At 64.3% G+C, this 9,561-nt stretch carries 10 protein-coding genes; 4 read left to right on the top strand and 6 right to left on the bottom strand.

Annotated elements, in window-relative coordinates:
• Positions 1 to 229: MerR family transcriptional regulator (locus JOZ76_RS31785; RefSeq protein ID WP_441300137.1), on the bottom strand; the 229-nt coding region annotated here is incomplete at its 3' end.
• A gap of 160 nt (positions 230 to 389) precedes the next feature.
• Here JOZ76_RS31785 and JOZ76_RS31780 point away from each other — a divergent pair.
• The 3 genes from JOZ76_RS31780 (at position 390) to JOZ76_RS31770 (ending at position 2,183) form a co-directional block, all read left to right on the top strand.
• Complete coding sequence (locus JOZ76_RS31780) at positions 390 to 764, top strand: hypothetical protein (protein WP_291705350.1); 375 nt, start codon at positions 390 to 392, stop codon at positions 762 to 764.
• A gap of 198 nt (positions 765 to 962) precedes the next feature.
• Positions 963 to 1,943 (top strand): AraC family transcriptional regulator, encoded by a 981-nt coding sequence (locus JOZ76_RS31775; RefSeq protein ID WP_291705349.1) that lies wholly within the window; start codon positions 963 to 965, stop codon positions 1,941 to 1,943.
• A gap of 15 nt (positions 1,944 to 1,958) precedes the next feature.
• Positions 1,959 to 2,183 (top strand): hypothetical protein, encoded by a 225-nt coding sequence (locus JOZ76_RS31770; protein ID WP_291705348.1) that lies wholly within the window; start codon positions 1,959 to 1,961, stop codon positions 2,181 to 2,183.
• Between the two features lie 7 nt (positions 2,184 to 2,190).
• Here the strand turns inward: JOZ76_RS31770 and JOZ76_RS31765 are convergent, their stop codons facing one another.
• The 5 genes from JOZ76_RS31765 to JOZ76_RS31745 form a co-directional block, all read right to left on the bottom strand.
• Positions 2,191 to 2,490, bottom strand: a complete 300-nt coding sequence (locus JOZ76_RS31765) for an acylphosphatase (protein WP_291705347.1) — start codon at positions 2,488 to 2,490, stop codon at positions 2,191 to 2,193.
• Positions 2,487 to 3,356 carry an isocitrate lyase/PEP mutase family protein gene (locus tag JOZ76_RS31760; protein WP_291705346.1) on the bottom strand — a complete coding sequence of 290 codons (870 nt, stop codon included), beginning with the start codon at positions 3,354 to 3,356 and terminating at the stop codon, positions 2,487 to 2,489. The genes JOZ76_RS31765 and JOZ76_RS31760 overlap by 4 nt, the downstream gene beginning before the upstream one ends.
• Positions 3,357 to 3,471: 115 nt before the next feature.
• Positions 3,472 to 5,487, bottom strand: a complete 2,016-nt coding sequence (locus JOZ76_RS31755; RefSeq protein ID WP_291705345.1) for an acetyl-CoA carboxylase biotin carboxylase subunit — start codon at positions 5,485 to 5,487, stop codon at positions 3,472 to 3,474.
• 102 nt (positions 5,488 to 5,589) lie between these two features.
• Positions 5,590 to 7,083, bottom strand: coding sequence for an aspartate ammonia-lyase (locus tag JOZ76_RS31750; protein ID WP_291705344.1), 1,494 nt, complete (start codon positions 7,081 to 7,083; stop codon positions 5,590 to 5,592).
• A 117-nt stretch (positions 7,084 to 7,200) separates the two neighbouring features.
• The gene (locus JOZ76_RS31745) at positions 7,201 to 7,422 is read right to left on the bottom strand and encodes a hypothetical protein (protein ID WP_291705343.1); all 222 of its coding nucleotides are present in this window, start codon (positions 7,420 to 7,422) and stop codon (positions 7,201 to 7,203) included.
• Between the two features lie 231 nt (positions 7,423 to 7,653).
• Between JOZ76_RS31745 and JOZ76_RS31740 the strand changes: the two genes are divergently transcribed.
• Positions 7,654 to 9,507 (top strand): alkaline phosphatase family protein, encoded by a 1,854-nt coding sequence (locus JOZ76_RS31740; RefSeq protein ID WP_291705342.1) that lies wholly within the window; start codon positions 7,654 to 7,656, stop codon positions 9,505 to 9,507.
• The last annotated feature ends 54 nt before the right edge of the window (positions 9,508 to 9,561 follow it).

The following is a 9,561-nucleotide window of genomic DNA, read 5'->3' as shown; positions in this document are numbered from 1 at the left end:
CGGTGCAGGAGCCATGGCGGTCGAGCAGCGTCAGCAGCGCGCCGACCGCTTCGATCGACAAGTCAAAGTCGCGGCAGCGCCGGATGAATGCAAGGCGGCTGACGTCTACCTGGTCGTAGATCCGCTGTCCACCCGATCGCGCTGGCGGTCGAAGCAACCCGATCTGTTCGCAATAGTGGATGGTCGCAACCGTCGTTCCGGTCCGCTCCGCAAGTGCGCCGATTCTCAACATTCCAATCCGTTTTCGCTTGAACCTCAAGTGGCTTCAGAGGGTAGCGGTCACGCATTGACAGAACACCGCTCAACCAGAACAGGAGATTCACATGCACGTGACCAGCCCCTCTTGCACCCTGCCCACATCGAGCTCCCCGGCTTGCGGTTGCGCACCGATGAATCCCATAGACGGCAAGGCGGCCGGCGTCGCGGCAGCCGCCACTGCTTTCGCGGCCGCAGCCTGCACGGCGTGTTGCATCCTGCCGCTGACGCTGCCCGCCGTGATCCTTGTCAGCGCCGGCGGGGTGATCGCCGTTCTCGACCATGCGCATGGCTGGGCGACGAAGCTTGCGATCGCGGTCGTGATCGTGGCCTGGGCCTGGCTTGCCTGGCGGTGGGTCAGGACGAAGCGGCGTATCGCACGCTCGGCCATCGTTCTGATGACGCTCTCGACACTGCTGACGACGACGACCGCCGCCTGGCCCTGGATCGAGCCTGCCGTTTTCAACGCGCTCGGCGTTATCAAGGCCAAGGCGGCGCCACGCGTATGAGAGATGCGACGCATCGGCAGCCAAGCGTGACATCGGCGAAACTGCGATCGGAAATCCCGGGTCGTTGCGCAAAGAAAGCTGGAACGAGCCGCGGCGGGCCTGCATGATGTCGAAGCCGCAGCCGACATCCTGGTGCGGCTCTCGATGAGCTGCATCAGTACCGTCCGTCCCGCTCATGGCTCGAACTCCTGAGGCGACATGTCAGCCAGCTCCGCGCCCCCACTGCATCGTTTCCCGATGTTCCGCACCTCCGATTCGGAGGAGCTTCGCCGCCTCGCCTCAAAACTGCTCGGCGCCGTGCGGCTCGATCTGACAAACACCGACCAGTTCCGAGCATTGGTCAACCTCATCAATCTCGAGGAAATCGGTCTCGCCTTTGCCGCCACGAGTTGCGGCCTCACCTCGCATCATCTCGAAGCTGACTACATCCGCGTTCAGATCGCGCTGAAGGGCAGTTCTACCACGAGCGCGGCCGGCGAGACGACCGACATCGACGAGCGGCAGTTTGGCATAACGCCAGCGGACATCCCCTCGCAGGCCGCGTGCAACGCCGCGCATCAGCGCCTGACGCTGCGCTTGCGCGAAGAGTGCCTGTCGCAAAAGCTTTCCGCCCTGCTCGGCGCGCGTCCGAAAAGCGCGCTGCGTCTTTCGCCGGCAATCGCCGCCGAGAGCCCCTACGCAAAGGGGCTGTACCGCCTGGTCGGCTTTTTGGCGGAACAGCTCGATTCGGACGCGACGGCGTTCCCCACCGCGGTCTATCGCGAACTCGAGCAGGCGATCCAGATCGCGTTTCTCTCGGCGAGCCGCCATGCCCATAGCGGCGCACTGGAGGCGCAGGCGAAACTGCCGGACGCCGGTGTCGTCGCCCGCCTGGAAGGGTACATCGAAGCCAACTGGCGCGAAGCGATCACCGTCGAACGGCTGGTCGTTGAGGCCGGCGTCAGCGGGCGCTCGCTGTTCCGCGCCTTCGAGCGCAGCCGCGGCTATTCGCCGATGGCCTTTGTCAAGGCGGTGCGCCTCAGACACGCCAGGGACATGCTGCTGTCGGGCGATCCGACCGTTACCGTCGCCTCGGCAGCGTCCGCCTGCAATTTTGCCAATGCCGGGCATTTTGCACGGCATTATCGCGAGACGTTTGGCGAATTGCCGTCCCAAACCCTGCTGCGCGGCCAGAGATAGTCCGCGAACCTCGCCATGGACAGGCTCACCTGGTTCGGGCTGTTTGCGGTGACGGCGATGCTCATCTGCTACGCGTTCGAAGAGCGGAGTCGGTGGTTCATCCTGGCCTTTGCCACCGCCTGCCTGCTCGGCTCGGCCTACGGCTTTTTGCAGGGCGCCTGGCCGTTCGGCCTGGTGGAAGCGATCTGGGCGGGCGTGGCGCTGCGCCGCTGGCTTCGCGTTCATCGGTCGCCCGCCTAATTCCCTCTTACGCTGTCGGCAGCACCGAAAACCGCTCGCCGGGCCGCCGCAGGGCGAGCTGATCTGCCTCGGCCGGTTCGTCCAGCACCGCCTGGACTCGCGCGCCGGGCGGCCCGTGGCGGCACAGCGCAACCATCTCACCGACCAGACGCGCCGGTCCCGCGAAAACCGCTTCCACGCTGCCATCGGCGCGGTTGCGCACCCAGCCCTCCAGATCGCAATCACGCGCCCGGTCTTCGAGCCAGACGCGATAGCCGACGCCCTGCACCCGGCCGCTGATCGTCACATGGAGAATGGCCTGGTTCATCGCTTTCCCAGTCCCAAGAATTCGGCCGCCTTGCCCTTCATGGCGCCATCGCGCGTCAGCCGCGCCGTCAATTCGCCCGACACGAGGCCCTTCAATTGCTGGGGCGGGGTTCCCTCGCGCAGCGCCTTCAGCGTGTCATAGACCGCCCGCGTTGCGGCGGCAAATGGCGCATGACCCTGGAGCGCGATCCGCACCCGCTGCGCCGCGAGGTAATTCACATCCGACATCTCCTCGGGCGCGCCGCCGAGCACGATCGGCAGCGTCGTTGCCGCCGCGATCGCCTCGAGTTCGCGACGCGCCTTGATGCCGGTGACGAACAACGCATCGACGCCGGTAGCCTCGTAAGCCTTGGCCCGCGCGATCGCATCGTCGAGCGAGGTGATGGATGCAGCCCCCGTTCGCCCCATGACCACCAGCGAGGCATCGCCGCGGCCGTCGAGCGCCGCCTTCATCTTGCCGACGCCCTCCTGCAGAGAAATCAACTGGGTCTTCGCCTCGCCGAAAGCCTGGGGCAGCAGCGTGTCCTCGATGGTCAGGCCGGCCGCGCCCGCGGCCTCCAGCTCCTGCACGGTGCGACGGACGTTGAGCGCATTGCCGTAGCCATGATCGGCATCGACCAGCACCGGAAGCGGGCTCGCCCGCGACATCCGCCGCATCTGCTCGGCAAGCTCGGTCAATGTGATCAGCGTGATATCGGGATCGCCGAGCACGGCGAGCGAGGCCACCGAGCCGCCGAACATGCCGACCTCGAAGCCGAGATCTTCCGCGATACGGATGGAGATCGCGTCGTAGACCGAGCCCGGCCGGATGCAGCGCGGGCCCGACAGGATGGAACGGAGCTTTTCTCGGCGATTACGGAAGGTCATGAACTTCTCCAACCGTCATTGCGAGCGAAGCGAAGCAATCCAGAATCTCGCCGCGGTGACAGTCTGGATTGCTTCGGCGCTTTGCGCCTCGCAATGACGGAATACTCCTCGACATCTACGCAAATTCCATGATCAGCGCATCCACCGCCAGCGTCGCTCCGGCAGCTGCGTGAATCTTCTTCACCGTACCGTCGCGCTCGGCGCGCAGCACATTCTGCATCTTCATCGCCTCGACGACCGCGAGCGTTTCGCCCGCCTTGACCTCCTGCCCCTCCGAGACCGCGATCGAGACCACGAGCCCCGGCATCGGGCACAGCAGTTTTTTGCCACTGTCGGAGGCCGCGACCACCGGCATCAGTCGGGCAGATGCCGCCTCCGTCTCGGTGAACACGTAGACTGGGACCTCGACGCCCTGATGCGCGAGCCGGATGCCGTTTGGCATCGGCCGCACCTGCACGGCAATCGCATGCCCATCCACCGTCCCCTGCCAGACGGGATCGCCGGGCACCCAGGACGACGCCAGACGGTGCGGATCGCCTGCCTTGCCATCGGCCCCGACGAAGCGCACGACGACGTCGCCGTTTTCGCGCGCGATGTCCAAAACGATCTCGTCGCGTCCGAGCCAAACTGCGCGGCGGCCTTCGCGCTTCACCGGACGGCCGATCATCTGCCCTGAAATCTGCCGCTTGCGCTCGCCGAGCACATGATCGATCGCAGCGCCCACCGCCGCCACGCGCCGCCCCACCTCGCCTTCGGGCGCGTGCGGCAGGAATCCCCTTGGAAACTCCTCGGCGATGAAACCGGTCGACAGCCGTCCCTCGCGCCAGCGCGGATGATTCATCAGCGCCGACAGGAACGGGATGTTGTGACGGATGCCGTCGACATAGAACGCGTCGAGCGCAGTCGACTGCGCCTCGATCGCGGCGGCGCGCGACGGCGCGTGCGTGACCAGTTTCGCGATCATCGGATCGTAATAGATCGAGATCTCGCCGCCCTCCTGCACGCCGGTATCGTTGCGCACGGTGACACCATCGGCACGGCTCTCGGCCGGCGGGCGATATTTCACCAGCCGGCCGATCGAGGGCAGGAAGTTGCGGAACGGATCTTCGGCATAGACACGCGATTCGACCGCCCATCCGGTCAGGCGAATGTCCTTCTGCGCGAGCTTCAGTTTTTCGCCCGCGGCCACGCGGATCATCTGCTCGACCAGATCGATCCCGGTGACGAGTTCGGTCACGGGATGCTCGACCTGCAGGCGGGTGTTCATTTCCAGGAAGTAGAAACTCTTGTCCTGGCCCGCGACGAACTCAACGGTTCCGGCAGAATCGTAACGCACCGCCTTTGCGAGCGCCACCGCCTGCTCGCCCATCTTGCGGCGCGTCGCCTCATCGAGCAGCGGCGACGGCGCCTCCTCGATGACCTTCTGGTTGCGGCGCTGGATCGAGCATTCGCGCTCGCCGAGATAGATGACGTTGCCGTGCTTGTCGCCGAGCACCTGGATCTCGATGTGGCGCGGATCGACGATGAATTTTTCGATGAAGACGCGATCGTCGCCGAACGAGGCTTTTGCCTCGGCCTTCGCCAGGTTAAAACCTTCGGCGACCTCACCGCGCGACTGCGCGATCCGCATGCCCTTGCCGCCACCGCCGGCGGAGGCCTTGATCATCACGGGATAGCCGATATCGTCGGCGATCTTGACCGCGTGCCTCTCGTCCTCGATCACGCCGAGATAGCCAGGCACGGTCGAGACTTTTGCCTTCGCCGCGGCCTTCTTAGACTCGATCTTGTCACCCATTGCGGCGATCGCATCCGGATTGGGCCCGATGAAAACGATGCCGGCGGCTTTCAGCGCGCGCGGAAATGCCTCGCGCTCGGACAAGAAGCCGTAGCCGGGATGCACGGCCTCGGCAGCGGTCTTGCGACAGGCCTCGACGATCTTCTCGATCACGAGATAGCTGTCGGCGGCGGCCGGCGGACCGATGAAGACGGCTTCGTCGGCCATTTCGACATGCAGCGCGTCGCGATCGGCTTCGGAGTAGACGGCAACGGTCTTGATCCCCATTCGGCGCGCGGTCTTGATGATCCGGCAGGCGATCTCGCCGCGATTTGCGATCAGAATTTTTTTGAACATGTTCTTCTTGATTTACGGTCGTTTGGGCGGGAGCCTGACGTCACAATTCGTCTCGTATAGCAAGATCGGGCCGAGGCAACGCTGAACCTTCACGCTAAGCCGCTACCCCGGTTTCGGACGCGCCCGGGACGGCGCGGTCATGGCCTCCGGCTTCAGGAGTTCGTCAAGCTGCTCGCGGGTCAAAAGCTCCTCTTCCAGCACGATGTCCGCCACCTTGCGCTTCTCGTTCAGAGCGCGCTTGGCGACGCGCGAGGACGCTTCATAGCCCAGCGTGGGCCCAAGCGCGGTGACGAGGCCGATGGAGTCTTCGACCAGCGCGCGGCAGCGCTCGCGGTCAGCCTCGATGCCGTTGACGCAGCGGGTGGTCAGCGTCTCCAGCGCCGCGGTGAGGTGGCGCATCGAGGCGAGCAGGCAATAGCCGATGGTCGGCTCGAAGGCATTGAGCTGCAGCTGACCGCCCTCGGCGCACATCGTCACCGTCATGTCGTGCCCGATCACCATGAAGGCGACCTGGTTGACGACCTCGGGGATCACAGGATTGACCTTGCCGGGCATGATCGACGAGCCGGCCTGCACCGCGGGCAGGCGAATTTCCGCAAGGCCCGCGCGTGGACCGGAGGAGAGCAGCCGCAGATCGTTGCAGATTTTGGACAGTTTCACCGCAACGCGTTTCAGCACGCCGGAGAACAGCACGAAGGCGCCCATGTCGGAAGTCGCTTCGATCAGGTTGGAGGCCGGCACCAGCGGCTGCTTGGAGATCCGCGCCAGTTCCTCGATCGCGAGCGCCGCATAGCGCGGATCGGCATTGATGCCGGTGCCGATCGCGGTGGCCCCGAGATTGACTTCGCGAAACAGCGCGGCGGCCTCGCGGATCCGCGAGACGTCTTCCTTGATGGTAATAAAGAAGGCGTCGAACTCCTGGCCGAGCGTCATCGGCACCGCATCCTGCAGTTGGGTGCGGCCCATCTTCAATACGTCCGAAAACTCCACCGCCTTGGCCTTGAAGGCATAAGCGAGCTCGTCGAGCGCAGAGATCAAGGGTTCGGCGGCAAAGATCACCGCGAGGCGCAATGCGGTCGGATAGGCGTCATTGGTCGATTGCGACATGTTGACGTCGTCGTTGGGATGCAGCGCCGCATAGTCGCCCTTGGGTCGTCCCATGCATTCAAGCGCCACATTTGCCACCACCTCATTGGTGTTCATGTTGGTCGAGGTCCCAGCGCCGCCCTGCACCGCATCGACCACGAACTCGCCGTGGTATTTGAGGTCATTGGCGATCAGGCCGCAGGCCCGCTCGATGGCGTCGGACTTCTCGGCCGCGAGATAGCCGAGCCGCTTGTTGGCGCGGGCCGCGGCCTGTTTCACATAGACCAGCGCGCGCACGAAATTCGGAAAATGCCCGACGGGCACGCCGGTAATCGGAAAGTTCTCCACCGCCCGCATGGTATGAACGCCCCAATAGGCATCCGACGGCACATCCCGTTCGCCAAGCAGGTCGTGCTCCCGGCGCGTCGTGACACGCGCAAGCTCGATCTTCTGCGTGGTCGCGACCTGGACGCTGCCGGGCGTCTCAATTGCGGGCGTTGCTGTGGCCAACGGATGTCCCTTTCGGTTTTGATGAACCCATGCGCGGATGTGGCCGGCCGATGATGACCCTGTGTCCCCGCGCCTTCAAGTCTCGGCGGCGCGGGTGCAGAATCGTACCGCGCCCCATTACCCGGTATAGCTTTGAAACCTGCCCCGCACATAGGCATGGGACACCGCCTTCATCAACTCGCTCACCTCGTTCTCCAGAAAGTCATTGGCGAGTATGAGCGCCCTGATGGCCGCGCGCAGATCGCCGCCGCAGGCCGCAATCGCCTGGTCGATGGCAAGGTCTAGTTCGTCGGTGCCCTCTGGATTTGGCTGGGAGCTGGTAGATGGGCCGGACGTCATGGCGGTATCCAAAGGTGGTGCGCTGCACACAATGTTCTTCTTTTGTTCTTGCTGAGTCAATCCGCGGCAGCCCGGCCTTTGCGACCTCGCGCAAGAGGAATTCTCAACAGATTTCCGGCCTCGGCGCGCGGTCGTGTTGCGGGGTTCGAACAAGGCTGTAACATTTCTGTCATGCAGCAAAACTAAACGAAAGCCACGGCTGTTCAGCCACAATCCTTCATGGAGTCCTCGATGCGTCGCTCCCTCGCCTGGCTCGCCGCCGGCCTGACCGTGCTGTCCACCGGCTCGGCCCTCGCCCAGAACAACGCCACGTCGCACAACCTCGTGCTCTTCATCCCGGATGGGCTTCGCGCCCTCAAGGTCACGCCGGACACTGCGCCCGCGATGGCCGCGGTGCGCGACAAGGGCGTCAATTTCAAGAACCCGCATTCGCTGTTCCCGACCTTCACCATGGCCAACAGCTCGGCGATGTCGACTGGACACTATCTCGGCGACACCGGCACGTTCTCGAACACCATCTTCACCGGCTACACCTCGGTGCCCGCCGGCGACACCGTCGTTCCCTTCATCGAGAACGACGCCGTGCTGGGCGACATCGACGAGCACTTCAAGAGCGACTATCTCGACGAAGAGACCATTTTGAAGCTGGCGCGCGCGCAAGGTTTTTCGACCGCGGCCATCGGCAAGGTCGGCCCGACCCTGCTGTTCGACCACACCGACCGCGCCGACAAGCCAGGCCTGCACTCGGTCGTGATCGACGATGCCACCGGCGCCAAGAACGGCGTGCCGCTGTCCGACGAAATGAAGGACGCACTGACCAAGGCGGGCCTGCCGCTCGCCACGCCCTCGCGCGGCGACAATGGCAAGGCGGGCGATGCCAAGACGCCGGGCACCACGGTTGCCAACACCACGCAGCAGGGCTATTTCGCCGATGCGGCGACCAAGGTGGTGCTGCCGATGTTCAAGGCGCGCAACAAGCCTTTCGTGCTGGTGTTCTGGTCGCGCGATCCCGACGGCAGCCAGCACAACCAGGGCGACAGCCTCAACACGCTGACACCGGGCATCAACGGCCCGACCTCGATGGCCAGCATCAAGAATGCCGACGACAATCTCGCGCAGCTGCGCAAGGCGCTCGACGATCTCGGGCTTTCCGCCACGACCGACATCATGATCGCGGCCGACCATGGCTTTTCGACGATTTCCAAGGAGAGCAAGACGAGCCCGGCGGCGAAGATGAATTTCGACGATACGCCAAGAGACTTTCTGCCGATGGGCTTTCTGGCGATCGATCTTGCCAAGGCGCTCGACCTGCCGCTCTACGATCCGAACGACAAGAATGCGAAGATCGGCGACAACGCCCATCCCAAGGCCGGCAACGGCGTGCTTGGCCAGGATCCGACAAAGCCCGATCTGGTGGTCGCCACCAATGGCGGCTCCGATCTGATCTATCTGCCGAACAAGGACAAGAAGCTCGCCGAGCGTACCGTCAAGGCGCTGCTCGAGCAGGATTACGTTTCCGGCCTGTTCGTCGACGACTCCTTGGGGAAGATTCCCGGCACGCTGCCGCTCTCGCAGATCGGCCTGAAGGGCGCGGCGATCACGCCGGTGCCAGCGATCGTGGTGAATTTCCGCTCCTATGTCGTCGGCTGCAACGAGCCCACCAACTGCTCGGTCGAGGTTTCCGACACCGTGCTGCGGCAGGGCCAGGGCATGCATGGCAGCTTCGGGCGCGCCGACACCATGAACTTCATGGCGGCGATCGGCCCCGACTTCAAGGCTGCATATGTCGATCCGCTTCCGGTGAGCAATGCCGATGTCGGCATGACCGCGGCAAAAATTCTTGGCCTGAAGCAGAAACCGAACGGCCGCCTGGTCGGCCGCGCGATGACGGAAGCGATGCCGAACGGCGCGACGCCAAAAGCCTCCTCCGACACGATCAAATCGGCGGCTGCGGCGAATGGCCTGCGCACGGTCTTGGCTTTCCAGCGCGTCGGCGCACAGCGTTACTTCGATGCCGCCGGTTTTCCGGGCCGCACGGTCGGGCTGGAGCCGGAGACCGGAAAGCAGAAGACGGCGGGGAAATAGTCTTATCGTACGCGCGGCTGCGTTATCAGACATCGGCGTCATCGCCCGGCTTGA

The organism is Bradyrhizobium sp. (assembly GCF_019244115.1).
Taxonomy (GTDB): Bacteria; Pseudomonadota; Alphaproteobacteria; order Rhizobiales; family Xanthobacteraceae; genus Bradyrhizobium.
The sequence above is the reverse complement of the archived record's forward strand: the minus strand, read 5'-3'. Positions and strand labels throughout refer to the sequence as shown.

What these genes read in the sequence shown, in the direction of transcription:
- JOZ76_RS31770 (WP_291705348.1), top strand. Translation starts at nt 1,959, where the DNA reads ATGGACAGGCTCACCTGGTTCGGGCTGTTTGCGGTGACGGCGATGCTC.
- JOZ76_RS31765 (WP_291705347.1), bottom strand. Translation starts at nt 2,490, where the DNA reads ATGAACCAGGCCATTCTCCATGTGACGATCAGCGGCCGGGTGCAGGGC.
- JOZ76_RS31760 (WP_291705346.1), bottom strand. Translation starts at nt 3,356, where the DNA reads ATGACCTTCCGTAATCGCCGAGAAAAGCTCCGTTCCATCCTGTCGGGC.
- JOZ76_RS31740 (WP_291705342.1), top strand. Translation starts at nt 7,654, where the DNA reads ATGCGTCGCTCCCTCGCCTGGCTCGCCGCCGGCCTGACCGTGCTGTCC.
- JOZ76_RS31775 (WP_291705349.1), top strand. Translation starts at nt 963, where the DNA reads ATGTCAGCCAGCTCCGCGCCCCCACTGCATCGTTTCCCGATGTTCCGC.
- JOZ76_RS31780 (WP_291705350.1), top strand. Translation starts at nt 390, where the DNA reads ATGAATCCCATAGACGGCAAGGCGGCCGGCGTCGCGGCAGCCGCCACT.
- JOZ76_RS31745 (WP_291705343.1), bottom strand. Translation starts at nt 7,422, where the DNA reads ATGACGTCCGGCCCATCTACCAGCTCCCAGCCAAATCCAGAGGGCACC.
- JOZ76_RS31755 (WP_291705345.1), bottom strand. Translation starts at nt 5,487, where the DNA reads ATGTTCAAAAAAATTCTGATCGCAAATCGCGGCGAGATCGCCTGCCGG.